Here is a 24,923-nt window from a genome sequence, read left to right on the forward strand (position 1 = left end):
CCCTGAGCCCCGCCCCAAGGAGTCCACAGCACCAAAGGAAAAGGCTCGGCAGGAGAAGCCAGCTCCCCCTAAGCCCCAGAGTGGTAAGCCCCAGGGTGCGAAGAGCTCCACGACGAAGCCCACCCCCACCCCACGGCCTGCAAGCAAACCTCACAAGGCCTCCACGCCTACAAAGCCTCCAACCAATCAGTCAAAGAAGAAATGAACGAAGGACGGGATAATAAATATGTGGTCATCAACCTCGGGAGCACCTACCTCACGGGCTTGGTCGCCAGCAAGACCTTCGATGGACTGGTCATGCCTATCAAGGCTCACTATATCCCTACCGGTAGCTGTATCCGTCAGGGCTGTATCCACAATATCGAGGAGGCTGCTCGCCTCATCGGCCTACTCATCGACACCCTCAGCGAAGCCCTCCCCCCCGAGGAGACCATCACCGGGGTATACGTCGGGCTCGAGTGTCGCTCGATGCAGGCCGAGACCTTTCGGGCACAGATGTCCCTAGGCCCCGAGGGGCGGGTAGTCACTCAGGACGACCTGCAGACCCTACGTGACGAGGTCAACGAGGCCGAGTATCCGGGGATGAGGATCTTAGCCGTCACCGACCCTCGCTACCACGCTGACGGCCGGAGAGAGTACACCCCCCGTGGGGTGCGCTGTCAGCACCTAGAGGCCGACTACCAGCTCATCCTCGTCCGGCAAAACATCATCGCCAACCTCGAGGAGACGATCCATGCCCGCCTTGGACTCAAGATCCTAGGCATCATCCCCACCCCCATCGCCGAGGCTGGAGCGACCCTCACGACCGAGGAGAGTGCCCTAGGCTGTGCCTACGTCAATATCGGCGGGGGGACGACCTCCATAGCTATCTATCAGGAGCGACTACTCTCTGCCCTGTACATCCTCCCCTTGGGCGGGATCAACGTCACCCGAGACCTAACCCACCTCAACAATAGGCTCATGGAGTCCGATGCCGAGGTGCTCAAGGTACGTTACGGCTCGATGAATACCTCCGTCTCTCGTGGGGAACAGATCCAGCTCACCAGCACCTCGGGGCAGGAGACGAAGACCTTCGTCCAGCACGACGTCAATCGCTACATCAATGCCCGCATACGAGAGATCCTAAAGAACGTCCTCAGCATCATCGCCGAGGCGGGCTTCGAGGATGCAGTCCCCAAGGGGCTCATCTTCGCAGGCGGAGTGACCCACACCAGATACTTCTACGAGACCCTACATAAGCTCCACTTCGAGTACCGCGAGGGCTCTCTGCGCCGAGACGTCTATGATGATCGGGTAGCCCCTGAGCTGGCAGCTCAGTACTCCTCGGTGATTGCCCTAGCCTCCCGAGCTACCGAACCCGGGGTGACCTTCGAGGTACGTCCTCTGGAGAGCATCCTGCAGGAGACCGAGCACGTAGAGCCCACGCCCAGCCCCTCGACGAGGCTCGAGGCGGAGCTGGACTACACCTTCGAGGATCACGACGAGCCCAGCCCAAGGGAGGTGGAGCCTACACCACTTCGCCCCTCCAAGACCTCTCGATCGAGATCCGGAGGCTGGGTCGGAGAGGTCATCCACAAGTTCTCGAACCTCTTCGACACAGACGAGGAAGACTAATGTTTCTTAATACACACAGCACGGAAGAGAATGGAACGAGCAAGTCTTGGATTTGAGTACAGCGAAGCAGGCTCCTCGCTCATCAAGGTCGTAGGGGTCGGTGGTGGCGGAGGCAATGCCGTCAACAAGATGTGCGTCATGGGATCCGTCCCGGGCGTCTCCTTCCTCCTGTGCAATACCGACGCACAGGCCCTGAGCAGGAGCTCCGTCCCCGAGCGGATCACGATCGGCCCCAAGACCACTCAGGGGCTCGGCGCTGGCAACAAGCCCGAGCGTGCCCAGATGGCGGCCGAGGAGAGCGAGGAGGTGATCCGGCAGGCTCTCACCCAGGGCGGAACGCGCATGGTCTTCATCACCGCAGGTATGGGTGGGGGGACCGGTACGGGTGCTGCGCCTGTCATCGGCCGTATCGCCATGGAGGCCGATCTACTGACCATCGGGATCGTCACCATCCCCTTCCTCTTCGAGGGCAAGAAGAAGATCCTACAAGCGCTGGAGGGAGTCAAGAAGATGCGGGAGAATGTCGATGCCCTCCTCGTGGTCAATAACCAGCGCCTCATCGATATCTACCCAGACTATACCGTCCGCAATGCCTTCGAGAAGGCGGATGATACGCTCAGCAATGCTGCCCGAGGTATCTCGGACATCGTCAATATCCCGGGTGAGGTCAATGTGGACTTCGCCGATGTCTGCACCACCCTACGTGGTGGGGGCGTAGCCGTCATCAATACCGGCTATGCCGAGGGCGAAGGACGTATCCGCAGAGCCATCGACGACGCTCTGAACTCCCCCCTACTGAACAACAACAATATCCAGCAGGCTCGGCATCTGCTCATCACCGTCTACGACAACGACGAGGCTCCACTCACCGTCGATGAGTTTCAGGAGATACAGGACTTCACCGACGGCTTCACCAGCGAGCTAGAGACCATTCTCGGCTTTGCCAGCCGCAGCGACCTCGGGGGGAAGATCGCCGTCACGATCCTTGCCTCGGGCTTCGACTTCGAGGAGAACGAGTTCCGCTGGGGTATCGAGCAGGACGAGAACCCCCTAGAGCGCATCATGCGAGCCTCCCAGCGCAAGAGCGAGGACGACCTCATCCGCAGCGCCTATGGCGAGTCCCTCATCACCCGCCCACGGAGCGAGTCGATCTCCCTCCTGATCAGCGAGCTGGACGACGAGGAGCTCCTACTGCTCATCACCGAGACTCCTTCGCTGGAGCGCAACGGACAGCTCTTCTATGCCAAGCGCAAGGATCGTACGAGCCAGCGTACCATGTCTATGCGAGCTCATGGGGGACGCTCTCCCCACTCGCACCTCAGGGTGGATCGTATGGAGCCCTTCTCCACGACCCGCTCCGGGCTGACCCCTCGGCCTACACCCTCCTCTGCACCCGCCCCCTCTGTCCCTAGACCCACACCACAGCCCGAGGAACCCCTCGTCGAGCAGGAGCAGGAGACCGAGGCTGAGGTGATCCACTTCACTGACTTCTAATATACCTACATCATAGGCACACTATGACTATTGCTGTAGACTTCGATGGCACGATCGTACGCCATCGCTATCCGAAGATAGGGGACGAAATCCCCTTCGCTACCGAGACGCTGAGGTTACTCCTCAGAGACCGTCATCGGCTGATCCTGTGGACTGTCCGTGAGGGCAAGCTGCTGGATGAGGCTATCGAATGGTGCCGAGCCCGAGGCGTAGAGTTCTACGCTGTCAATCGTGACTTCCCCGAGGAGGACGCGACTGGCTCGGGCTTCTCACGCAAGATCAAGGCCGACCTCTTCATCGATGATCGCAACTTCGGCGGGCTGCCCGACTGGGGGACGATCTACCACCGGATCCAGTCGGGTCAGGCACTCGAGAGTGTCTGGTCTCAGCTGGCCTTCGATGGGGATGAGGAGGACGAGCGGAGGGGCTTCCTCTCCAGGCTTTTCTCTCGGCGTTAGATGGGCATCATGCGGGGTCTTACTCTTATATGAACCTATTTATCCGATGTTCTATTTATGATCCCACGCATCATTGTCACCCTTGGACTATGCACTCTTACGTTAGGGGCATGTCGTGAGGCTCAGTCTACGACTCAAGCCTCCTCGGCCGTCACAGCACAGGACAGCGTCCTGGTGCAGGCCAGCGACACGACCCTCGTGGGTAAGCGTCTTTACCTCTGCTTCGACGGGAATTCCTCCGTCGTCGAATACCTCTCTCCCCAGCACCTCTACTGGTTCTCCAAAGACTCCGTACACGGGGAGAAGGAGGGACGAGACTACTACAATTCGTTGCATATCGAGCCGCACGTCTTCTTCGTCAATTGGGTCGAGCGTGATGGTACTACGGTCAGTCAGGTCATCGACCTGAAGGAGCGGACGTGCCAGGCCTTCATGACCTCCGCCATCTACTCGCCGAAGAAGGATAAGCGTGTCACCGTCACCCTCTCGGGGCGGATCACACGTATCGAGGACAGTATGCATCTCCTATTTGAGTAGCTCCCTCCGCTCCATACTCTAGCGAAGCCTCCGCCCCTAGAGCCTACCCCAGAGAGTAGGCTCTAGGGGCGGAGGCTTTTTTTGCCCGCTAGGGTCAGGGGGGCACTAGACTCAGCTAGGAGGCAAAGGAAGCCCCATTAGCCTCCTCCACTCTTCATAGCGGTACCAAGGCCTACTCCCCCTCTCGGATGCCCCTCCTAAGCCCCATCCTAACACTCCTACCGAGAGCCCTCACACGCTCTTACCGAGAGCCCTCACACGCTCTTACCGAGAGCCCTCCAACGCTCTTACCGAGAGCCCTCCAACGCTCTTACCGAGAGCCCTCATACGCTCTTACCGAGAGCCCTTACACGCTCTTACCGAGAGCCCTCTCACGCTCTTACCGAGAGCCCCTCTGTGTACCCACGTGTATACAAGAGTGTACACGCGGGTATACTCTAGTGTACACACGTGTACACTGATGCCCTCTCATCAAGCCCCCTCATACGCTCTTACCAAGAGTACTAACTCACTATCAAAGAGAGCACATACCCGCCCCGCACCGACAGCGTGTTATGTCTTGTAAAAGCCTCGGAAGAGCCTCCTCCTATACTCCTCAGGAGCGTCCCCGAAAAGACCTTTGTCTTCGGCCCCCATTTCCCTGTGGCTAGGGGGAGCCCATCGGAAAGGCGGAGAGGCAAGATAGTCACTGCTAGGCGATAAATAGGGGGTATATGCACTGATCGAAGAGGGAGGTGTGAAGAGGTGTGAAGGAGCTACAACCTTTTCTTCCCAAGGTGGGGTACAGGAGACAATTTTGGGCAGAAGTCCCCACAAAGGGCGGAGTGTGGAAAGGTTTTCCCCACCCCATGCTAGTAGACTCGTTACTAGCCTATTGAGGACAAAGAGGATGGTGGATAAGGCTGTGCGTAAGTATGTGGTTAGCGCTCCGATTATTTGATTTATAGAATGTTATCAATTGCACTCTCGGGGTGGGGTGTAGCCCCCCACCTAAGGATCTGATAGCAAAAACAATATCGTTTCCCCGAAAAAAGCAAACTTTTCGTACGTTTTTTTATATCCAATTTATTCGGAACTTTGCATACAGAAAGTAGCGCACCCACACCCCTGCCATCAGCGCACAAAGCTCATACACAGAGCCTTTGGTTGTGGATAACTCTCTTTCAACAGGTTGGCATCCGAGTCGCACTGCTTGGGCAGCGCGCCCCCCTCGCTTCGATGATACGTATTGTAAATAAGGAACAAATATAGAACTCTTACACCCTTGGTAACGGACAACGAAAGACCCTATCCTATGCAAACGCAAGGTTTATCTTCAGGAGAGACCCTCTGGCAGCGTTGTATGCAGCTGCTAGCTCAGGCTTGCGACCCCGAGACACTACAGACTTGGTTCGCCCCGATCCGCCCCGTGGGTGTGGAGAGCCGTCAGGATGAGTCGGGCGAGGCCTTCGATGCGCTGGTACTCTATGTCCCGAGTGAGAGTTTTCTCCGGCAGCTCCTAGAGCAGCATGTCGAGCTCCTCAGGCGGGTAACCGATGAGGTGATCGGCGGTCGGCTCGAGGTCGTGCTGGAGCCCACACCCGAGGCCGTACGCCCCCGTCCCCGTCAGGTCTCGACCAGCCCGAGGATGCAGGAGTACACATCGCACCTGAGCGCAGACCTGCGCTTCGACACCTTCTACGAGAGTGCGTGCAATAGAGAAGCGCTGCGTATCGCCGAGGCTACAGCCGCCCGCCCGGGGCAGGCACCGCTGAACTTCCTCTTCATCTACGGGCCCAGCGGAGTAGGCAAGACACACCTCTGCCAGGCGATCGGGCAGCGTGCTCTGGAGCTCCACCCCGACCTGAGGGTGAGCTATGTGGCGACCTCCAAGTTCGAGGCGCAGTTCATCCGGGATAGCCTAAACCGAGGCCCAGGCCGTGGGACGTTCATCGACTTCTACCAGCAGATGGACGTACTGATCATCGACGACATCCAGGGGCTCATCGGCAAGACAAAGACCCAGCAGGCCTTCTTCGACATCTTCAATCACCTCTACATGCTCGGCAAGCAGATCATCGTGACCTGCGACGTCCCGCCCATAGACCTCAAGGGGATGGAGACCCGTATCATGACCCGTATCCAGAGCGCCATGATGCTACGTATCGACCGCCCAGACCTAGAGCTGAGGCGCAAGATCCTCCAGCACCGAGTAGCCGAGAGTGGCGTAGAGCTGGGCGAGGAGTGCGTGGAGTTCATCGCAGAGAATATGCCTGACAACGTCCGCCAGCTCGAGGGGGCGATCCGCACGCTCATCACCCGTGCCCGCTTCAACGACCTCGGGGTCGTGGATTTAGCCACGACACGTAGCGTCGTCGGGGAGACGGTCTCTATCGACCGCCCAGAGCTCACCCCGCACCTCATCCTAGAGACGGTATGCCGTATCTATGGGCAGGAGGTCGATCAGCTCCGCACCTCCTCCCGCAAGGCCGAGCTTGCCCTCCCCCGACAGGTCGTGATGTATCTGGTGAAGAAGCATACCAACGCCTCCTACAAGGCCATCGCCAAGCTCCTCAACCGCAGTGACCACACCACGGTCATGCATGGGGTGAAGACCATCGAGGGGCGCATCGAGCACGAGGCAGAGCTTCGTGCCCGCATCGCCGAGATCGAGACCGAGCTCCGCGCCTAGCACCCCTAGGCCGAGGGTAGGCACCTCGCCCCCACCCTCGCCCCTCCAACCCGCTCCACACCCCTCGCTTCTCCAACGAAATACAATCCCCCCCCAGCAGTGAAGGGCGGTAGGGCTACAGAGTCCCTACCGCCCTTCACTGCTGAGTGTATAAGCAGAGCGAGGTAGTGGGCACGGGCGACCTTGCGTATTCGGCGAAAAGCGCTATCTTTGCACCGCATTTTGTAGCTGGGAGGGGTGCGCCCTCCGTGAGGCTACAGAGTGATTAGGGCTTGTCTCGTGGTGTAATGGTAGCACAACAGGTTTTGGTTCTGTTTGTCAAGGTTCGAATCCTTGCGAGACAACGTAAAGAAAAAATTACTATCTTTGCACCGTCAAAGCGACAAACGAACACTGGTGTGGTAGTTCAGCTGGTTAGAATACCTGCCTGTCACGCAGGGGGTCGCGGGTTCGAGTCCCGTCCATACCGCCAGGATAAGGAAACGCTTCCCAAGAGGAAGCGTTACTTAGTTTGTCAGGGAGACACCGTACGGGATGTAGCGCAGTCCGGTTAGCGCACCTGCTTTGGGAGCAGGGGGTCCCAGGTTCGAATCCTGGTATCCCGACGAGATAGAAGCTAAGTGAATGTCAGTTGGTCGTAAGCCGTTAGGCTTGTGTATCGCTGACATTCTTTTATTATCTTGCACAGTGGGGTAGAGTTTGCCCCGCCCCGAGGGTAGATCTACCCCATTAGATTGCCTCACTAAGCCCTTCCACCGAGGCACTTGCTTTACTCCTCTTTGCTGCGCTCTTTGATAGTAGCCCTATCTCGGTATAGTGGCTAGGTACGTTATATATTGGGGGGGGGGGATACCCCGCAGACTAGGGGATGGAATATCTCATTAGATTATTCTCTACCTTTGTCTGTGCAATAGTTACGTGTAATAATAGGACTAAAGGGAGCGGCCTCCCGCAATGTAAGTATGAATACAAATCTTTCTCTTGCCCAGCAATCGCTCCTAGAGAAGGTGTTATATATCCTGCAGAAGACTGGAGGACTAGACTATTATCGCATCTTCAAGATCCTCTACTTTGCCGAGCGAACATACCTTGCCAAGTACTGCCGAAAGATGGTAGAGGACGACTTCTGTGCCCTACCCTATGGTCCAGTACCTACAGCCCTTTATGATGCCGTCCGAGATCGGATGGGTAAGTTCCCCCTCTCTAAAGCTCTATGGGAGAGCGTTCGGTCTGCAGGAGAAGATGCTCCAACTGTGCTCTTACCCCGCAGGAGTCCAGATATGGACTACATCGCAAGGCATGAGATGGAAACGTTAGACGAAGCTATCACGACCTACTCCACCAAAAGTTTCCACGATCTCATGGAGCTATCCCATAGGGATGCGTGGAGGGATACACCCCCTTCTAAGGTGATTAGCTCTGAGAAGATTGCCCGTGAGGGTGGGTTGGACCAAGAGGAGCTTCCTTATCTACGAGAACAGCTAGAATGGCAGGCCGCCGAAAAGGCTATGCAATAACGATGTCTGAGATCGTTTCTATAGGCTCAATCCACTACATCACGATGGGGAAAACGAATGGTATCACACCAAAGGATGGCTATCCATCCCGGAACAAGTACTTTGTCGTCCTCGGACGAGATAAGGCTGGGCGTTTGTATGGAGGAGTTGTATTCAATTCAAGGATAAATCAAAAACTCCCCGTACATATACAGATGTATCAATACCCTATCCCCAAGGCCTTCTATACCTTCCTTTCCCATGATAGCTTCATCGACTGTTCCACTCTGATGTCTGTACCAGCCTCTCAGCTATCTACAAATACCCTATGCGGAGAGCTAACCCCTGAGCACCTAGGCTATGTCCTAGATGCAGTCCGACAGAGCGGTACTATTCCCCCAATTAAACTCCGCGAATATGGGATTATTCCCTAGAGGAAGGATCACAGGATGTATGTAGGTACACAAAGGAAGGGCCAACCTAGAGTTACAATTCTCTAAAACCAAGACAACCGGATAGGGCTATAGATTGCGATTTTGAGGTTGTAGCGTCTACCCCTGACCTTTTCCTCTTACTTATCAACGCAGGCTCTACCCTACCACTAGATTATCCTCTCCAATAGGGATATGCCTCACCCACTCACCCGAGAGGAATGAGTAATAAAGACAAAATGGAAGAAAACTATAGATTGATCGCAAAGACGCTCCAGTCACTGGAGCCCGTCCTTGCCAAGGAACTAGAGACGCTGGGAGCGACCGACATCGAGGAAGGACGCCGAATGGTCTCCTTCGCAGGCAGTAAGGAGATGCTCTACAAGGCGAATTACCACCTGCGTACGGCACTGCGTATTCTTCGCCCCATAGCCTCCTTTCACGCTTCATCACCTGATGAGCTGTACGAGGAGCTACGCAGGATCGACTGGGGACAATGGATGCGCCCTACCGACACCTTCGCCTTCGATACCGTTGTCTATTCGGAGACGTTCACCCACAGCAAGTACGCTGGCTACCGAGCCAAGGACGCTCTAGCGGACTACTTCCGTGAGAAGCACGGCACAAGACCCACGGTACGTCTAGACAATCCTGACCTACTCTTCCACATCCACATCTCGCATGAGGAGGTCACCCTAGCCCTCGACAGCTCGGGCGAGAGCCTGCACAAGCGTGGCTGGCGCATGGCACAGACCGAGGCTCCGATGAGCGAAGTCCTCGCCGCTGGTATCCTGCTGATGGCAGGATGGAGTGGGGAGACAGACTTCATCGACCCTATGTGTGGCTCAGGGACTCTGCTGGTGGAGGCTGCACTGATCGCTCGTGGGATCGCTCCAGGCTCCTTCCGCAAGCGGGGCTTCGCCTTCCAGCGGTGGAGAGACTACGATGCCGAGCTCTTCGAGCAGATCAAGGCTGATCACTCAGGCGAACGCACCTTTGCACACCATATCTACGGCTCCGACAGCTCTATGGAGGCTGTCCAGATAGCACGTCACAATGTCCGTGCAGCAGGTCTCACAGACGATATTACCATCCTGCACCGCTCGATGCAGCAGTGCCCTGCTCCCGAAGCCCCCGCACTCATCGTCACGAACCCGCCCTATGGCGAGCGCCTTCGGATGCGTGATGCCGAGGAGCTCTACAGCATGATCGGGGAGCGACTGAAGCACAACTATGCAGGCTCTACAGCTTGGATCTTGGCTTACCGTCCCGAGCACTTCGACCATATTGGGCTGCGACATAGTGCTCGCCACAAGCTCCTCAATGGAGCTCTGGAGTGTGAGCTAAGAGCCTACGAACTCTTCGCAGGCAAGCGGGATGACTTCAAGCGCAGGGATCGGGAGCGAGACCGAGCCTTCCGCCCCGAGCATCCCAAGGGTGAGCGCAGTGACCGTCCTAGGGGAGAGCGTAGTGACCGCCCCCGCCGATCCGCCTCCGACCGCCCTCGTAGAGACTGGGAGGAGCGTCCTCGCAGAGATCGTGACGATCGTCCCCGTCGTGAGCGAGAGGATCGACCCAAGAGACGCTACGACTTCGCAGACGAAGGAGCGAAGGAGCGACGCCCCAAGCGCACCCCATCTCCTCGTCCCGAGGGCAAAGCCCGTGAAGAACGTGCGGGGCTGTGGCCCAACGACCGCTTCAAGTACCGAGACGAAGAAGGGCGGGAGCGCACCCGTCCTCGCCGCTTCACCCCTCTCCAGACCTTCGGCAGCGAAGGCAAGGACAAGGGAGAGGAATAGCCTAGCACCCCAAATACAACGACCGCCGATAGCGTCTGATACGTTATCGGCGGTCATTGTATTTGGGGAGGTCTTAGGGAAGGAAGGAGCGTGAACTTACTCTCGTTTTCTCCCGCCCTAGGATATTTGGCTCCAGCTGGGATGCTCGTGGTAGAGGGCGTCGAGGCGCTGACGGAGGGGCTCGTTCTTCGCTAGGGTAAGGGTGGGATCTTCGGCGAGGATCTCCTCGGCGAGGTCTCGGGTGTACTGCACCATCGCTCCATCTAGGGCGGGGTTGGCGATACGCAGGCTCAGCTGCTGCCCGCTCTGACGTGTGCCATCGATCTCCCCAAAGCCCCTCAGACGCATATCTTCCTCGGCGATCTCGAAGCCGTCGTTGGTCTCGACCATGATCGCTATCCGTCGCTTGGCATCCTCACCGAGTTCGTTGCCCGTGAGGAGGATGCAGTAGCTCTGGCTAGCCCCTCGCCCTACTCGTCCTCGGAGCTGGTGCAGCTGTGAGAGGCCAAAGCGATTAGCCCCTTCGATGACCATGACGGAGGCATTGGGGACATTGACCCCAACCTCAATAACCGTCGTAGCGAGCATAATCTCCGCCTCGCCCGAGGCAAAGCGACGCATCTCCTCGTCCTTCTTCTCTGGCTTCATCTTGCCGTGCACCATCACGATCGTGTACTCGGGGAAACGTTCTCTGTAGCGCACAAGTCCTTCCTCTAGGGCTCGTATCTCCTCCCGTTCGTTCTCCTCGATCATGGGGAAGACGACGTAGGCCTGCCTGCCCTCAGCTATCTGCCGCTCGAGGAAGGTATAGACCTCGAAGATATGGCTCTCGGGCTGGTGGTACGTCTGGATCGGTTTGCGCCCTGGGGGGAGCTCGTCGATGACGGATATGTCGAGGTCTCCGTAGAGCGTCATCGCCAGCGTACGTGGGATAGGTGTGGCGCTCATGATGAGGATATGTGGGTGCTGGGATTCGTTCTTCGTCCATAGCCCCGAGCGTTGGACGACCCCGAAGCGATGCTGTTCGTCGATCACAGCGAGCCCTAGGCGGTGGAACTGCACCACAGGCTCCAGCAAGGCATGCGTACCGACGATGATCCGAAGGGAGCCATCACGCAGACCTTCGTGTAGCTTGGTGCGCTCCCGCTTCTTCGTACTGCCTAGGAGTAGCCCTACCTCTATATCCAGTGGGGCGAGGAGCTCTGTGAGGGAGAGGAAGTGCTGGCGTGCAAGGATCTCCGTCGGAGCCATCATGCAGGCCTGATAGCCGTTATCTAGGGCAAGGAGCATGGCGAAGAGTGCCACGAGGGTCTTACCACTGCCCACATCCCCCTGTACCAGTCTATTCATCTGCCGGCCACTGACGACGTCGGTCTGTATCTCACGGATCACCCGCTTCTGTGCCCCCGTCAGGTCAAAGGGCAGAGAGCTGTATAGCCCACGGAAGGCTTCGCCGACACGGGGCAGAGGGAAGCCCGGCGAAGCCAACTTCCGCTCGTTCTTCATCCCGAGGAGCCGTAGCTGGATGAAGAAGAGCTCGTCGAACTTCAGACGGCGTCGTGCCGCCTCGAGCTCCGTATTGCCCTCAGGGAAGTGTATCTGCTGGATCGCCGTACTGTACGGGATGAGCTGGGCTCGCTGTATGATATGCTCGGGGAGGGTCTCTCGGATCACGCTACGACAAGCCTCCAGCAGGATGTAGAGGAGCTGTCGCATCTGTCGGTTGGCGATGCCTATACGCTTGACCTTCTCGGTGAGCGGGTAGATCGGCATAAGGCCCCCGCTGACAGCCTGCTCACGGCTCTCCTCGTCCACCTCGGGATGGTTGATGCTGTACGAACCATTGAAGAATACAGGCTTGCCAAAGATGAGATAAACCTGTCCTACGGGATAGAGACGCTGGATCGTGGAGAGCGAGCGAAACCAAACCAGCTCGATTGTCCCCGTGCCATCGGTGAAATACGCTACGAGTCGCTTCTTTCGCCCTTCGCCTACTTCCTTGTAATCTCGGATATAGCCACGTAGCTGGATGCTGGGCATCTCCCCTCGTAGCTCTCTGATGGTATAGACTCGGGAGCGATCCACATAGCGGGTCGGGAAGTAGTGTAGGAGGTCAAGGTAGGTGTACAGATCCAGCTCCTCGGCGAGTACCGTAGCTCGCTTCGGGCCAATCCCCGGGAGGTAAGTCAGAGGAGTCTGGAGGATGTCCATACGGGTACTAAGGCGAAGGGGGGCTCTGCAGGAGTAGCTCTGCGAGCTTGAGGTCCAGGCTTGTGGTGAGCTTGATGTTGGTTACCTCTCCTCGTACGAGGCTCACTGTCCCCTTCTCAGCAGCCTCGTAGACCGAGGCGTCGTCCGTGAAGGAAGGGGAATAGGGGATCTCGTAGGCCGCTCGTATCCGATCCAGGCGGAAGGTCTGCGGTGTCTGCACGGCGACGTAGCTAGAGCGGTCGATAGCGACACTCTCGGTCTCGGAGGAGCGCCGACGCAGACTATTCGAGATAGGGATCACGGGCAGAGCTGCACCACTGACCTCGGCGGTGGTGAAGCAAGCCTCGATAAGCGAACGGGAGGCAAAGGGCCGTACCCCATCGTGGATCGCCACGAGGCCACTAGCTGGTAGGCTTGCCAGCCCACTGCGTACCGACTCAAAGCGTGTCGCCCCCCCGAGGGCAAGGGTATGGGGGAGGGTGAAGTCATGTTCGCCACAGAGCCTAGCCCACTGAGAGATTTGGTCACGGGGTAGGACTAGGACGATCCGCTCTACAAGCCCCTGGAAGCGCTCCAGCGTGTGCATGAGTACGGGTCGTCCGCCTAGGGGGAGGAACTGCTTGGGGATGTCACTCTGCATCCGCTCGCCCCTACCACCAGCAACGATGACGGCATAGCGGGGGAGCATATTGGGGTGCTTAGCTTTCTTGGGTGCCATGGTTCTAGGGGTAGATGGGGTTAGCTCTTCGCTGTGGAGGACTCGGTACGCTGCTGTGCGGGATCCTCCGTGAGGTCAGCCATCAGGGTGGTGAGCTGCTGGTCGGCATGGGTGAGCTTCTGCCGGCAGAACTTCGTTAGCTCTACCGCCTCGGCGACGAGCTTCGTGAGCTCATCCACATCGGGGCTATCCTGCTCGATCTGGCGTACGATCGTCTCTAGTCGGGTGACAGCCTCTTTATAGGTTAAGTTTTGCTTCATCAATCTTTTGGATTTGTTTGTCCCCTACAAAGATACGACACTCCGTCGTGCCAGCGAATACCTTCCCCCCGAGGGTCACACCTCCCGCCCCCAGAGGACTCCGACGACCTCATGCCCCCACCCTATGCTAGGGGTGGGGGCATGAGGTCGGTATGTCGTGAGGGGCTGTCGTAGCCTACGTAGCGCTGAGGCTAGGACGGATGCTGTAGGGGGAATGCTTCGGTAGGTATACCCCTTCGGCTACGAAGCCCGTCCAACGCAGAGGAAGGATAGAACCTTAGGGGCAATTCGTGCCAGCACCCAGTAGGCGATGAGCACAGTGACGAGCGTAATACCTGCGACGATGAAGTAGGAGAGGATCAGGCCTATATCCGTCCCCGATAGGAAGGAGATACGCCCAACGAGGGAGCGTGCAAAGCCAATAATCAGGATCGCATGAGCTGCGTAGATGAAGAAGACGTACTTATTCATTCCCTCCAGCCATGCGGTGACCTTCGGTGCTCGCTCCACGAGGGTCGCAAACATCAGGACCCAAGCCACGATAGAGCAGGCTAGGTAGGGTAGCTCCAGCATGTGGTAGTAGCTCTTCGTAAAGAGGCAAGGTAGGACGAACGTCCCGACAGCCCAAACCGCAAAGCTTGGGATAGCCAGTGGTCGGAGCTTAGCGATCGGATCCCATCCCTTCATGGCAAAGAGTGCTCCTATCGAATAGAAGAGTAGCGACCTGGGCTCGGCACCAATGATACGGAAGGGCTCTAGGACGAAGACACAGAGTAGGAAGAGCAGGGGCACGAAGTATCCCCGTGTCACCCTAAGTACAAAGTGGATAACGGGTGTGATGAGGGTCAGGACGATCAGGTCTCGTACGAACCAAAGAGGGTAGTTGATGGGAGCGAACCAAAGGTAGTCTATGAGCTTAGCCCACTCAAAGTCAAAGGACTCTGTCCTAGGAAGTCCGACATAGGCGGCCAGCGACTCTCTAGCGATAGAGGCGGGGATGAAGATGAGGTTCCAGATTAGGTAAGGGACGATGAGCGTCCATACTCGCTTCTTGGTCTCGGAGAGGTAGGTCGGAGTCTGCTCTAGGTTCTTCCCCTTGAAGGCATAGTAGCCCGAGAAGACGAAGAAGGCAGGTACTGCCATGCGTGTAAAGACCTCCTTGATGAGGGTAGCTACATATACGTAGAGGCTATGGTCATTCCCGAGGCTTTCGGGGGGAACAGGCTGCGTGTGGATCAGTACCACCAGCAGTATCAGCGGGAAGCGTAGGGAGGTGACTACGGAGGAAAAGTGTTTGGATGGGGTCATATTAGAGGCTTAAATAGGGATCTACCTAGGGGTGGGGGCGGTGCCCCTCCCTTAGCGACCGTGGGTGATGAGCTGCATGAACTCCTCTCGGGTCTTCGCCTCACGGAAGGCGCCCGTGAAGTCGCTCGTCGTCGTCAGCGAATTCTGCTTCTCCACCCCACGCATCTGCATACACATATGCTGGGCTTCGACGACGACAATTACCCCGAGGGGGTTAAGGGCCTCCTGGATACAGTCCTTGATCTGCATCGTCAGACGCTCCTGCACCTGCAGGCGACGAGCGAAGACCTCGACGACACGTGGGAGCTTGGAGAGCCCCGTGATATAGCCGTTGGGGATGTAGCCGATGTGCACCTTGCCAAAGAAGGGAAGCATATGGTGCTCACAGAGGGAATAGAAGTCGATGTCCTTGACGATGACCATCTGCCGATAGTCCTCCTTGAACATCGCCGAGCGGAGGATCTCGTGGGGGGACTGGGTCATGCCTTGGGTGAGGAAGCGCATGGCTTTGCCTACACGCTCTGGGGTCTTGATGAGGCCTTCGCGCTGGGGGTCTTCACCCAGCAGAGAGAGGATCTTGGAGTAATGGTACTGGAGCTCTTCGTCTGTTGTCATTGAGGGGGTGGTTAGTCTTCCTGAGTATTGGGTTCGGTATAATTGAGTATGCGCACCTTGTCACGTACGACGTAGGACTCTTGGGCCCAGGCGGGGAGGGTGGAGACCAGGCGTGCTCGAGCCTGATTAGCCTCCTCACGAGTGGCGAAGTTCCCTACGGCGAGGCGCCAGAAGGGAGCCTTGTAGGTGATGTAGCTACTCATCGTCGGGGCGATGTGTCGTATCTGCTCGGCACGGGCATAGGCCTCGGCCTTGGCACCGGAGCGGTTGCTATTGAACATCTGCACCCGATAGCCCATGAGGAGGGTGTAGTTGCCGTCACGTCCCAGGACGGAGGCTGAGCCCTGAACTCCGATGAGTCTGCGGAGCTCGGGGGACTGGATGATGGTGACCACCCCTTCGCCGGGGGCTGGGGTCTCCAGAGCCTCGAGGATATTCCGATGGGGCTGCTTGGTAGGGGTTGCCTGCGCTGAGGCGACCTGTATCCCGATCACAAGGAGGAGGGAAAGGAATAAAAGGGGTCTATAGGATCGCTTCATCACTATTTCTTTTTTTAGCTTCTTTAACTGCAAAGATACTTTAAGTACAGCTAATGCTCCTACAGCACCCTAATAGTGACGCTCAAAGCCCCCACCTCTCCGCCTCGGGGGGAGGGATCCCGTCCCCTCGTGAGTCTCTCACTCTGTCCCCCCTAGGGCTGGGTAATCAAGGAGCCCAGAGCGAAGGTAGCCACACGGTATCCTAGGGGCCGACTTACCCTGAGTACCCCCTCCGCCTAGGAGGGAAAAAGTATACACGCAGGTACACTATAGTATACACGCGTGTATACTTTAGTGTACCCACGTGTACACCCCATCGCTCTAGGTATATCCTCTGCAGAGCCCTCGGCTAGACTATGCTTGGGGTAAATACTTAGGCGTACCCTAGGGAGGGATAGCCTCCCTAGGGAGATAAAAGAATATCCCCCGAGAGGCGAAGGGGTGGGGAGAACTAAGAGCGATCGTACGCTTGCCCCGCCACCTACCCCGAGGCGAAGAAAAGACTAGGGGCTACACAGCCTGCTCGGCAGGTGTGTAGCCCCTAGGGGATAGATGAGGAGGGGGAAGTCCCCCCGAGCTCTCGTTTAGTGGAAGGCCTCGATAATGGGGAGGAACTTCTCTATGCTGAGCGAAGCACCACCGATCAGACCGCCATCGACGTCGGGCTGAGCGAAGAGCTCGGCAGCATTGCTAGCGTTGCAGCTCCCACCATAGAGGATCGAGCAGTCGTTAGCGATCTGCCCACCGTACTTCTTGACTAGTAGGTGGCGGATATGGGCGTGGATCTCCTGAGCCTGAGCCGAGGTAGCCGTCAGCCCCGTCCCGATAGCCCATACGGGTTCGTAGGCGAGGATGACCTTGCTGAATTCTTCGGGGGATAGGGAGAAGAGCGTCCCAGCGAGCTGCTCCTCTACGACCTGGAAGTGCTTGCCAGCCTCACGCTCTTCCTTTACCTCGCCGATGCAGAAGATAGGGGTAAGACCATTGGCCAGAGCTAGGCGTACCTTCTCCGTCAGGATAGCATTGTCCTCACCGTAGTAGGCTCTACGCTCGGAGTGCCCGAGGATGACGTAGCGAGCACCCGTAGAGGCGACCATAGCTGCGGAGACCTCACCGGTGTAGGCACCCTCAGCCTTGTCGGCGCAGTTCTCAGCAGCGATACCGATGGGGCTTCCTTCGGCTAGGCTAGCGATAGAGGCTAGGTGGATGAATGGGGCTCCGATGATGACCTCGCAGTGCAGGGCCTTGCCAGAGAGGGCAGTCTTGAGCTCGCTGATGAAGGCAGTACCCTCCTGGAGGGTCTTATTCATCTTCCAGTTGCCAGCGACGATGTTCTTTCTCATTGATCTTTTTCGTTTATATGGATAATGTATACGCTTCTTGAGGTAGAGCGTTAGGTGGAGCTTCCTCGCCCAGAAGCGCAGGAAGCCAAGGATAAGGAGTATCCCCCAAGCCAGCAAGAGATAGGAGCGTGCGAGCGAAGGGGCAGGGGCAATATAGTCGGGCTCTCTGAGGCGGTACAGGTAGTGAGTGACCTCCTCCACCGTAGGGAGATCCACGTAGGAGCGCTTGTCGATGATTTGCCCTCCACGTAGGACGAGGAGCCCCGGATAGGCACGTATCATCGTACGGATAGGGGTCGCATCCATATGGAGCATCGGGTAGCTCGCCCCCGTGAGGTAACGCCAGGCTGCGATCTCCTCGGTCGAGGAGGCCGTCACACCATAGAAGCGGTACCCCATCGAGAGGCTCTGCGTATAGAGCTCGTTGATCTCGTCGATACTCCCCTCACTAGCTCGGCTCCAGTGTGGGGCTAGCAGGAGGAGTGTCACCCCAGGATCCGTGAGGAGCGCCTCTGAGCAGACGTTCCCGAGGCTGTCCATCGGAGCGAAGTCATACTTGGCCCTATACGTAGCATCCTCTCCGTCCTGTACCCTCACGAAGTGCCAGGAGGAGTCGGGGAGGTTCTCGGGGGTAAAGGCCTTCGTCACTCCTCCCCGCTCGTAGAGGTAGCGGGTGGAGGCCAGTAGGCGCGCCTGGAGAGTAGAGTCTTCCTCGGCGATTGCCTCCCCGAGGTTCGTCCCCACACGGTAGGGACGGAAGTCCACGAGGGGTAGGTGTCGGTAGTTTCGCTCCATGAAGACCACGATCCCCACGACAGCGAGGACGGCGGGGAGCCAACGTTCCCGCCGAGAGTAGAGGTGTCTCAGCCCACGTGCATCCCTTAGGACGAGGTAGGAGAGGGGCAGGAGTAGGAGGTTCTTTAGGAGCGTCTCTAGTGGCGTCAGGTGAATAGCATCCCCGAAGCAACCGCAGTCACTCACGGGATCAGCCAAGAGTGAGTACAGCGAGATGAGCGTCATCCCCGCGAAGAAGGCGACGGACAGACGTGCCGACAGCCTCCGGTAGATCCCCATCAACAGGAAGGCTCCGAGCAAGAATTCCCCTGCACAGAGCACGAAGGAGAGTGTGAGGGTGATCAGGGAGCTCCAGGCCCAGCGCTCATCGAGGACGGGGGCGAGGTACTCCCCGATCTTCAGGGCTGAGCCCACGGGGTCGATCGCCTTGAGTAGCCCCGAGACGATCAGGACGACTCCCGTGAGGACACGGGCTATCTCGGCGAGGATGAGACGCGGGCTGATCACGTTAGTTCTCCGATAGCTTGACGAGACAGAAGAGGGCGTAGTTCACCATATCCTTATAGTTGGCGTCAATACCCTCCGAGACGAAGGTCTCTCCCTTGTGATCCTCGATTTGCTTGGTGCGATAGACCTTGGAGAGGATGAGGTCGACCATCGAGGAGAGACGCATGTTGCGCCACGCCTCACCGTAGTCGTGGTTCTTGGACAGCAGGAGCTGTAGGGTGGCCTCGGCGAAGCGATCGTAGAGGGAGAGTGCCGTAGAGGCATCGAGGTCGGGGCGACTCACGGGCCCGAGCTCGAGCTGGATCATCCCGATGAGGCCGTAGTTGACGATGCCGACGAACTCGCTATCTATACCCTCGGGGACGTGTGCCTCTCCTCGGATCTGGATGCTACGGATGCGTTCGGCCTTGATGTAGATCTGGTCGGTGAGCGACTCGGGGCGTAGGATGCGCCAGGCCGCGCCGTAGTCGTGGAGCTTCATCTCGAAGAGACTTCGACAAAGCTCCAGTACGGCGCGGCACTCGCTCTCAGTGCGTTGCTCTTGCTCTGACATGGGGTGGTGTTTTTCTATTTGTTAGGCTCGCCCGCTCGCTCATCGAGGAGGGCGAAGGCGAGGACATCGCTGATCTCATCCACATAGTGGAAGGTGAGACCATCGAGGTACCTCTCGTTGATCTCCAGGATATCCTTCTCGTTCTCACGACAGAGAATGATATCGGTGATCCCGGAGCGTTTGGCAGCGAGGATCTTCTCCTTGATCCCGCCTACGGGGAGCACCTTGCCACGCAGGGTGATCTCACCCGTCATGGCTAGATGAGGGCGCACCTTGCGTCGGGTGATCGCCGAGACGAGCGAGGTGACCATCGTGATCCCAGCGCTGGGGCCGTCCTTGGGGATCGCGCCCTCGGGGACGTGGATATGGATCTCACGGTCCTTGAGTTGCTCAAGGTCAATCCCTAGCTGCTCAGCGTGAGCACGGATGTAGCTGAGGGCAATCGTCGCCGACTCCTTCATGACGTCCCCTAGGCTACCGGTGAGGATGAGCTTGCCGTTCTGCCCAGGCTGTAGACTGCTCTCGATGAAGAGGATCTCCCCTCCGACACTTGTCCATGCTAGGCCGATGACGACCCCGGCATGCTCGTTGCCCTGATAGCGATCACGGGAGTAGATGGTCTTGCCGAGGTACTCGTGCACGAGCTCGGGGGTGATCTCCTCGGGGAGTGGGTCTCCCGAGGCGACAGCCCAAGCGACCTTGCGCAGGACAGCAGCTATCTTCTTGGTGAGGGCACGTACACCACTCTCTCGGGTGTACTCCTCGATGATGGTCTCCAGAGCTCCTGGGGCGAAGCGTAGGGGATACTCGGAGAGGCCGTGCTCCTTGGCCTCCTTGGGTACGAGGTGCTGCTCGGCGATGCGTAGCTTCTCCTCGGTGATATAGCCACTGACCTCGATGAGCTCCATACGGTCACGCAGTGCCTGAGGGATGGTGGAGATATTGTTGGCCGTCGCTATGAAGAGGACCTTGCTGAGGTCGTAGTCGATATCGAGGTAGTTGTCGTGGAAGGTGGTGTTCTGCTCCGGGTCGAGCACCTCTAGTAGTGCCGAGGCGGGGTCGCCCTTGTAGTCGCTAGAGAGCTTGTCGATCTCGTCGAGGACAAAGACGGGATTGGACGTACCAGCCTTCTGCAGGCTCTGGATGATACGTCCGCTCATGGCGCCGATATAGGTACGGCGGTGTCCACGGATCTCGGCCTCGTCATGTACCCCCCCGAGGGAGATACGGACGTACTTACGGCCGAGGCTCTCGGCGATACTGCGCCCGAGGGAGGTCTTACCCACACCTGGAGGGCCGTAGAGGCAGAGGATGGGAGACTTCATATCACCCTTGAGCTTCAGGACAGCCAGATGCTCTAGGATACGCTCCTTGACTCGCTCTAGTCCGTAGTGCTCTCGGTCTAGGGTCTCCTGAGCTTGCTTGAGGTCAAAGTTGTCCGTGCTGTACACGCCCCAGGGAAGCTCTACGATGGTGCGAAGGTACTGCATCTGGATGGAGTAGTCGGGGCTCTGAGGGTTCAGACGCTCGGCCTTGCGGAGCTCCTTCTCGAAGGTCGCAGCGACGGCCTTGTCCCAGCTCTTCTTCTCCCCTGCCTTGCGGAGCTCCTCGAGCTCCTCCTCGCTGTTGTTTCCCCCGCCGAGTTCCTCCTGGATGGTACGCATCTGCTGCTGTAGGAAGTACTCCCGCTGCTGCTGATCCATCTCCTGGCGGGTCTTGCGCAGGATCTCGTCCTTGATGTCTGCCTCCTCGATCTGCCCGTGTAGCCCGGAGAGAGCCAGCACACCTCGGTCGTTGAGGGTGACGGCCGAGAGAGCCTCCTGACGACGCTCTATGGTGAGGTCGATGAGGTTCGCTGCCAGATTGATGATATAGGCCTTGTTCTTGAGCGCACGGATGGTGTCCATGAAGCCCGCGGGAGCCCCCGGGAAGAGCTTCTCCAGGAGGAGGATCAGACGGTCATGGATCAGACTCACCAGTGCATCAAACTCCCGCTCGGAGGCACCCCCTCGCTCCTCTTCGGGGACGAGGGTGTAGCGTCCGGCCAGATAAGGCTCGCTCTGTAGGAGCTCTCGGAGCTCGAAGCGCTGACGACCACGGAGGATCGCAGAGAGGTCTCCCGTGGGTAGCTCGATGATCTGCGTCACCTCCACGACCGTACCCATGGGATAGAGGTCATCGAGGGTTGGATCCTCGACGGCGGCATCGCGCTGGGCGATGACCCCGAAGCAACGGTTCTCCTTCTCAGCCTGACGGATGACCTCCACGGACTTCTTGCGCCCGACCAAGATGGGGACGAGGGTACCGGGGTAGATGACAATATTGCGTAGGGCGATCAGGGGAAGCACCTCGGGGAGCTCCTCCTGAGAGACCCCGAAGGATTCGCCTTCGTTGTAAGTCGCTAGTACGGGTATAGGGAGGGCTGGAGCCTTACCTTCTGATCCTGCCATTTCGTCAGATTTCTTCTTTTTGCTCATTATATCCTTGCGGTGAGGCGCTCGGCGAAGGGGGGATGGGGAGGAGCTCTCCCTCTACCACCCAGTCACCCGCCTCGGTGATAGGTCTTACTTGTTTGCTTTGGGCCGTTCCTTCATCCCCACGCCCACGGCAGAGACCCCTGTGAGGGTCACCCGATCCAGAGGAGTGAGTCGTAGGTAGAAAAGGCCAGTATAGGGCGTCTGCAAAGGCCGTGCCAATCCAGCTCGGTACTCGTGAAAGACCGTGCCTGGGCGCAGCCACACCTCCGGCTGATCGGCTAGGCGGAAGCGCAGGGTGTCGGTGTAGTACGTGCTCCCTCCTCGCTGGAGCTCAGCCAGCAGAGCTAGCTCCGTCTTCTCGATACGGCTATCTAGGCGCAGAGCGATCTGGATCTGGTAGAGACGCTCTCGGTCGGGGAAGAGGAGCTGGAAGCGGACGCTCGTATTGCCCTGCCAGACTCCACGGGGGAGGTCGTAGAAGGCATAGTAGTCTCCCTCCTCCGCTGCTTGATAGCACCCCGCACCTCCTATCCAGAGGGCTAGGAAGAGGAGGACTCGGGGGAGATGGTGTGCTCGGGGCAATAGTCTCATCATCGTACAGCTCTAGGGGTAGGGCTTACTTTTCGTCTTGTGGGTCTCGGGTGGGGCTAGGACTTTGCTCCCCCTCCGCTCGGCGGGTGCGGGGACTGCGGAACTGGCGCACCTCGTGTCTCCCCCCAGAGCGATCGCCCCGTGAGGCTTCCCGCTGGCTCCCCTCGTGGTGTCGAGGTCGATCGCCTCCACGGCGCCCCTTGCGCCCGCCATCGAAGCGGGTGAGGCTATTATCGGCCAGGATGTCTCGGGACTGAGCTCCCGAGCGGTGCCCCTCGGGGTGCTGCTCGAGGCTCTCGGGACGCTCCCCCTTCTTGTTTTGGGCGATGACCTCAAAGGCACGCTCGGCGGAGATCGTCACCAGATGTACGGGGGCATTGCGCACCGTACTGTAGGTGATCTGTCGCTGGAAGTGGTCAGTCTTGAAGTGATAGTAGCTCCCTGTACGGGTCTCTAGGACGACCTCCCGGTCAGGGAGGCTACGCTGAGCCTCGGCATAGGCATTCACCTCGAAGTTCATACAGCACTTGATCTTGCCACACATTCCCGTGAGCTTCTGGGGGTTCATCGTCACGTCCTGCACCCGGGCGGCACTCGTGCTGACCGAGGAGAAGGAGGACATCCAGCGCGAGCAACAGAGCTCCTGCCCACAGGGGCCAATCCCACCGATACGGCCGGCCTCCTGGCGAGCACCGATCTGCTTCATCTCGATCCGCACGTGGAAGGTATCGGCGAGTACTCGGATGAGCTGACGGAAGTCCACTCGGCCGTCTGCGATGTAGTAGAAGATCGCCTTGTTGCCATCTCCCTGGTACTCCACGTCGCCGATCTTCATCTCCAGCCCGAGGCTAGCCGCTATCTGGCGAGCCTGGATCATCGTCGGCTCCTCTCGGCGCTTAGCTTCCTCCCAGCGCTCCAGATCGCTAGCACGAGCTACACGGTAGACGTGCATCCACTCGCCCTTGTCGGGGTGGTAGCGGTGGCTCTTCATCGCCAGCTCTGCCATCTTGCCGGTGAGGGTCACCTGCCCGATGTCGTGTCCTATGGTAGAGCCGACGGCGACGATGTCGCCCTTGTAGAGCTCGATCCGTTCGCTATTGATATAGTATCCCTTGCGGGTATTCTTGAATTGCACCTCGACGAGGTCAGAGCTCTGTAGGGACTCCGGGATGTCGCACAGCCAGTCGTAGGTACTCATCGGGTTCATACTACAGCCTTCGCATCCTCCTGGGGTCATCGCACAGCAGCCCATGTTCGCCGTTGTGGTCTTATAGTCCATCGAATGTCACGTATTGGCGGTAGGGGATTGTACTCTCCTACCTATATATTATATCGGTGAGGGGGCGAGCTCCCATGGGGGCATACGCACAGCTCCTCACCTACTGAGTTCGGGGGGCGTTCTAGCCACACCGCTCATCCAGCACCTCCCGAGTGAGTCCTAGGGGAGGGATAGCTCTCCGCCTCCCGGCTCTCTAGAGCCGTCTATGACGTATCGAGCGTATGAGTGCGCAGTGTAGGCCTACAACGTTCAGCAAAGGTACTGAATTTTACGTCCCCCATCCCCCGCCATGTCCGTCCCTCACATAGGGCACGAGGCGAACTAGACTAATCATCCGAGCCTCTCCGCCCTGGAACACTCGGCCTCTCGCAAACCCATATCCCCCCGAACCTCAGCCCTCCCCTCTCTAAGGGCTAGTAGCCCCACCCTCCAGCGGGGAGGATGGGGCTACTACTCTGTGCTAAGCTCGTCTATAGCGGGCGAGGGACTAAATCCCTACCCCTCCACCTCCGGGCTTCTGGGGCTTCGACGGGGTCTTTGCGCCCTTGGCCTTGGGGTTATCGACGCTGAGCGAAGCAGCATGGGCTGCACGTCGGAGCTTTGACTTGGGGAAGTAGCGGACACGTGGTGTACGGAGCGTCTGGGCGGTGACGTCCTCCTCCTTGAGCGACTGTCGGGAGGAGATCATCAGGCAGAGCATCCCGAGCTCCCCGAGGTCGACGGCAAAGCCATCCTGTAGGTAGCCCTCTACGATATCGGTGAGGGCGACGATACACGCCCGGACATCCGCTCGGGTGAGCGTCGTGGCAAAGGCGATCGAACGCTCGATATCCGCTAGACTCTTACGGGGATGGGTACGACGCTGTGCGAAGTAGATCGTCTGACCCTTGTTCTTGCCAAGAGTTGCCTTCTTGGACTTGACTTGAAACTCAATCATGGTCTATGAGTATATAAAATGAATAAATAGAATTACCTCGTGCCGAGTGGGGAGAGCTGTGTGCTACAGGGCGGGAGATCTCAGTCGCCTGCTCTCGGGGGTGCACCACTGAATATATATAGCGTGAGCAACCGATATGAGGGTCTCGCCTTGAGCTCCTTCCCTCTCGACATGACAAAGGTAGAGCAGACTTTTTGTCCCACCAAATCACCCCCATAGGTACATATCACAATGCCCTCTCCCCCAAACTCAAAAACTTTTCGTCACCCCCGCCATCGCCCCCTCTCTTC

Annotated in this window: 20 protein-coding genes, 3 tRNA genes and 1 pseudogene; 12 read left to right on the top strand and 12 right to left on the bottom strand. The window is 58.2% G+C overall.

Annotation, left to right across the window (positions count from 1 at the left end):
* The 12 genes and pseudogenes from QZ170_RS06885 to QZ170_RS06940 all read left to right on the top strand — a co-directional run.
* Window positions 1-205, top strand: a pseudogene (locus QZ170_RS06885) (hypothetical protein); the annotation flags it as partial.
* Window positions 202-1,614, top strand: a complete 1,413-nt coding sequence (locus tag QZ170_RS06890; RefSeq protein WP_297179081.1) for a cell division FtsA domain-containing protein — start codon at window positions 202-204, stop codon at window positions 1,612-1,614. The pseudogene QZ170_RS06885 and the gene QZ170_RS06890, both read left to right, overlap by 4 nt.
* Window positions 1,615-1,644: 30 nt before the next feature.
* On the top strand, window positions 1,645-3,108 hold the full coding sequence (gene ftsZ, locus QZ170_RS06895; protein WP_297179083.1) for a cell division protein FtsZ: 1,464 nt from the start codon (window positions 1,645-1,647) through the stop codon (window positions 3,106-3,108).
* A gap of 23 nt (window positions 3,109-3,131) precedes the next feature.
* The gene (locus tag QZ170_RS06900) at window positions 3,132-3,566 is read left to right on the top strand and encodes a BT0820 family HAD-type phosphatase (RefSeq protein ID WP_297179086.1); all 435 of its coding nucleotides are present in this window, start codon (window positions 3,132-3,134) and stop codon (window positions 3,564-3,566) included.
* A 57-nt stretch (window positions 3,567-3,623) separates the two neighbouring features.
* Window positions 3,624-4,103 carry a MoaF N-terminal domain-containing protein gene (locus QZ170_RS06905; RefSeq protein ID WP_297179088.1) on the top strand — a complete coding sequence of 160 codons (480 nt, stop codon included), beginning with the start codon at window positions 3,624-3,626 and terminating at the stop codon, window positions 4,101-4,103.
* Between the two features lie 1,294 nt (window positions 4,104-5,397).
* Window positions 5,398-6,774, top strand: coding sequence for a chromosomal replication initiator protein DnaA (gene dnaA / locus QZ170_RS06910; RefSeq protein WP_297179090.1), 1,377 nt, complete (start codon window positions 5,398-5,400; stop codon window positions 6,772-6,774).
* A gap of 273 nt (window positions 6,775-7,047) precedes the next feature.
* Window positions 7,048-7,118, top strand: a tRNA-Gln gene (locus tag QZ170_RS06915).
* Window positions 7,119-7,169: 51 nt separating this feature from the next.
* Window positions 7,170-7,246: transfer RNA gene (locus QZ170_RS06920), tRNA-Asp, on the top strand.
* A 58-nt stretch (window positions 7,247-7,304) separates the two neighbouring features.
* Window positions 7,305-7,379 (top strand) — tRNA-Pro (locus tag QZ170_RS06925).
* Between the two features lie 357 nt (window positions 7,380-7,736).
* Window positions 7,737-8,291: a Panacea domain-containing protein gene (locus QZ170_RS06930; RefSeq protein ID WP_297179092.1), complete on the top strand. Its 555-nt coding sequence runs from the start codon at window positions 7,737-7,739 to the stop codon at window positions 8,289-8,291.
* A gap of 2 nt (window positions 8,292-8,293) precedes the next feature.
* Window positions 8,294-8,704 (top strand): hypothetical protein, encoded by a 411-nt coding sequence (locus QZ170_RS06935; protein WP_297179095.1) that lies wholly within the window; start codon window positions 8,294-8,296, stop codon window positions 8,702-8,704.
* A 236-nt stretch (window positions 8,705-8,940) separates the two neighbouring features.
* Window positions 8,941-10,500 (top strand): THUMP domain-containing protein, encoded by a 1,560-nt coding sequence (locus QZ170_RS06940; RefSeq protein WP_297179097.1) that lies wholly within the window; start codon window positions 8,941-8,943, stop codon window positions 10,498-10,500.
* A gap of 117 nt (window positions 10,501-10,617) precedes the next feature.
* Here the strand turns inward: QZ170_RS06940 and recG are convergent, their stop codons facing one another.
* From recG to QZ170_RS07000, 12 genes are all read right to left on the bottom strand, one after another.
* A complete protein-coding gene (gene recG, locus QZ170_RS06945; RefSeq protein WP_297179099.1) occupies window positions 10,618-12,711 on the bottom strand; it encodes an ATP-dependent DNA helicase RecG in 2,094 nt (697 codons plus the stop codon).
* 7 nt (window positions 12,712-12,718) lie between these two features.
* Window positions 12,719-13,429 (bottom strand): 2-C-methyl-D-erythritol 4-phosphate cytidylyltransferase, encoded by a 711-nt coding sequence (locus tag QZ170_RS06950; protein WP_297179102.1) that lies wholly within the window; start codon window positions 13,427-13,429, stop codon window positions 12,719-12,721.
* A gap of 20 nt (window positions 13,430-13,449) precedes the next feature.
* Window positions 13,450-13,689 carry an exodeoxyribonuclease VII small subunit gene (xseB, locus tag QZ170_RS06955; RefSeq protein ID WP_297179104.1) on the bottom strand — a complete coding sequence of 80 codons (240 nt, stop codon included), beginning with the start codon at window positions 13,687-13,689 and terminating at the stop codon, window positions 13,450-13,452.
* 240 nt (window positions 13,690-13,929) lie between these two features.
* Window positions 13,930-14,997 carry an acyltransferase gene (locus QZ170_RS06960; protein WP_297179107.1) on the bottom strand — a complete coding sequence of 356 codons (1,068 nt, stop codon included), beginning with the start codon at window positions 14,995-14,997 and terminating at the stop codon, window positions 13,930-13,932.
* Between the two features lie 51 nt (window positions 14,998-15,048).
* Complete coding sequence (gene folE / locus QZ170_RS06965) at window positions 15,049-15,612, bottom strand: GTP cyclohydrolase I FolE (protein WP_297179109.1); 564 nt, start codon at window positions 15,610-15,612, stop codon at window positions 15,049-15,051.
* Window positions 15,613-15,623: 11 nt separating this feature from the next.
* The gene (locus tag QZ170_RS06970; RefSeq protein ID WP_297179112.1) at window positions 15,624-16,151 is read right to left on the bottom strand and encodes an SPOR domain-containing protein; all 528 of its coding nucleotides are present in this window, start codon (window positions 16,149-16,151) and stop codon (window positions 15,624-15,626) included.
* A gap of 584 nt (window positions 16,152-16,735) precedes the next feature.
* Window positions 16,736-18,796 carry a BT_3928 family protein gene (locus tag QZ170_RS06975; RefSeq protein WP_297179115.1) on the bottom strand — a complete coding sequence of 687 codons (2,061 nt, stop codon included), beginning with the start codon at window positions 18,794-18,796 and terminating at the stop codon, window positions 16,736-16,738.
* A gap of 1 nt (window position 18,797) precedes the next feature.
* On the bottom strand, window positions 18,798-19,349 hold the full coding sequence (locus QZ170_RS06980; protein ID WP_297179119.1) for a DUF1599 domain-containing protein: 552 nt from the start codon (window positions 19,347-19,349) through the stop codon (window positions 18,798-18,800).
* 14 nt (window positions 19,350-19,363) lie between these two features.
* Window positions 19,364-21,799: an endopeptidase La gene (gene lon / locus QZ170_RS06985; protein WP_297179122.1), complete on the bottom strand. Its 2,436-nt coding sequence runs from the start codon at window positions 21,797-21,799 to the stop codon at window positions 19,364-19,366.
* 114 nt (window positions 21,800-21,913) lie between these two features.
* A complete protein-coding gene (locus QZ170_RS06990) occupies window positions 21,914-22,420 on the bottom strand; it encodes a hypothetical protein (RefSeq protein ID WP_297179124.1) in 507 nt (168 codons plus the stop codon).
* Window positions 22,421-22,442: 22 nt separating this feature from the next.
* Window positions 22,443-23,696, bottom strand: a complete 1,254-nt coding sequence (locus QZ170_RS06995; RefSeq protein WP_297179127.1) for a PSP1 domain-containing protein — start codon at window positions 23,694-23,696, stop codon at window positions 22,443-22,445.
* A 487-nt stretch (window positions 23,697-24,183) separates the two neighbouring features.
* The gene (locus tag QZ170_RS07000; protein ID WP_297179130.1) at window positions 24,184-24,633 is read right to left on the bottom strand and encodes an HU family DNA-binding protein; all 450 of its coding nucleotides are present in this window, start codon (window positions 24,631-24,633) and stop codon (window positions 24,184-24,186) included.
* Between the last annotated feature and the right edge of the window lie 290 nt (window positions 24,634-24,923).

This window comes from uncultured Porphyromonas sp., from assembly GCF_905372525.1.
Classification (GTDB): domain Bacteria; phylum Bacteroidota; class Bacteroidia; order Bacteroidales; family Porphyromonadaceae; genus Porphyromonas.

What these genes read in the sequence shown, in the direction of transcription:
- QZ170_RS06890 (WP_297179081.1), top strand. Translation starts at nt 202, where the DNA reads ATGAACGAAGGACGGGATAATAAATATGTGGTCATCAACCTCGGGAGC.
- ftsZ (WP_297179083.1), top strand. Translation starts at nt 1,645, where the DNA reads ATGGAACGAGCAAGTCTTGGATTTGAGTACAGCGAAGCAGGCTCCTCG.
- QZ170_RS06900 (WP_297179086.1), top strand. Translation starts at nt 3,132, where the DNA reads ATGACTATTGCTGTAGACTTCGATGGCACGATCGTACGCCATCGCTAT.
- QZ170_RS06905 (WP_297179088.1), top strand. Translation starts at nt 3,624, where the DNA reads ATGATCCCACGCATCATTGTCACCCTTGGACTATGCACTCTTACGTTA.
- dnaA (WP_297179090.1), top strand. Translation starts at nt 5,398, where the DNA reads ATGCAAACGCAAGGTTTATCTTCAGGAGAGACCCTCTGGCAGCGTTGT.
- QZ170_RS06930 (WP_297179092.1), top strand. Translation starts at nt 7,737, where the DNA reads ATGAATACAAATCTTTCTCTTGCCCAGCAATCGCTCCTAGAGAAGGTG.
- QZ170_RS06935 (WP_297179095.1), top strand. Translation starts at nt 8,294, where the DNA reads ATGTCTGAGATCGTTTCTATAGGCTCAATCCACTACATCACGATGGGG.
- QZ170_RS06940 (WP_297179097.1), top strand. Translation starts at nt 8,941, where the DNA reads ATGGAAGAAAACTATAGATTGATCGCAAAGACGCTCCAGTCACTGGAG.
- recG (WP_297179099.1), bottom strand. Translation starts at nt 12,711, where the DNA reads ATGGACATCCTCCAGACTCCTCTGACTTACCTCCCGGGGATTGGCCCG.
- QZ170_RS06950 (WP_297179102.1), bottom strand. Translation starts at nt 13,429, where the DNA reads ATGGCACCCAAGAAAGCTAAGCACCCCAATATGCTCCCCCGCTATGCC.
- xseB (WP_297179104.1), bottom strand. Translation starts at nt 13,689, where the DNA reads ATGAAGCAAAACTTAACCTATAAAGAGGCTGTCACCCGACTAGAGACG.
- QZ170_RS06960 (WP_297179107.1), bottom strand. Translation starts at nt 14,997, where the DNA reads ATGACCCCATCCAAACACTTTTCCTCCGTAGTCACCTCCCTACGCTTC.
- folE (WP_297179109.1), bottom strand. Translation starts at nt 15,612, where the DNA reads ATGACAACAGACGAAGAGCTCCAGTACCATTACTCCAAGATCCTCTCT.
- QZ170_RS06970 (WP_297179112.1), bottom strand. Translation starts at nt 16,151, where the DNA reads ATGAAGCGATCCTATAGACCCCTTTTATTCCTTTCCCTCCTCCTTGTG.
- QZ170_RS06980 (WP_297179119.1), bottom strand. Translation starts at nt 19,349, where the DNA reads ATGTCAGAGCAAGAGCAACGCACTGAGAGCGAGTGCCGCGCCGTACTG.
- lon (WP_297179122.1), bottom strand. Translation starts at nt 21,799, where the DNA reads ATGGCAGGATCAGAAGGTAAGGCTCCAGCCCTCCCTATACCCGTACTA.
- QZ170_RS06990 (WP_297179124.1), bottom strand. Translation starts at nt 22,420, where the DNA reads ATGATGAGACTATTGCCCCGAGCACACCATCTCCCCCGAGTCCTCCTC.
- QZ170_RS06995 (WP_297179127.1), bottom strand. Translation starts at nt 23,696, where the DNA reads ATGGACTATAAGACCACAACGGCGAACATGGGCTGCTGTGCGATGACC.
- QZ170_RS07000 (WP_297179130.1), bottom strand. Translation starts at nt 24,633, where the DNA reads ATGATTGAGTTTCAAGTCAAGTCCAAGAAGGCAACTCTTGGCAAGAAC.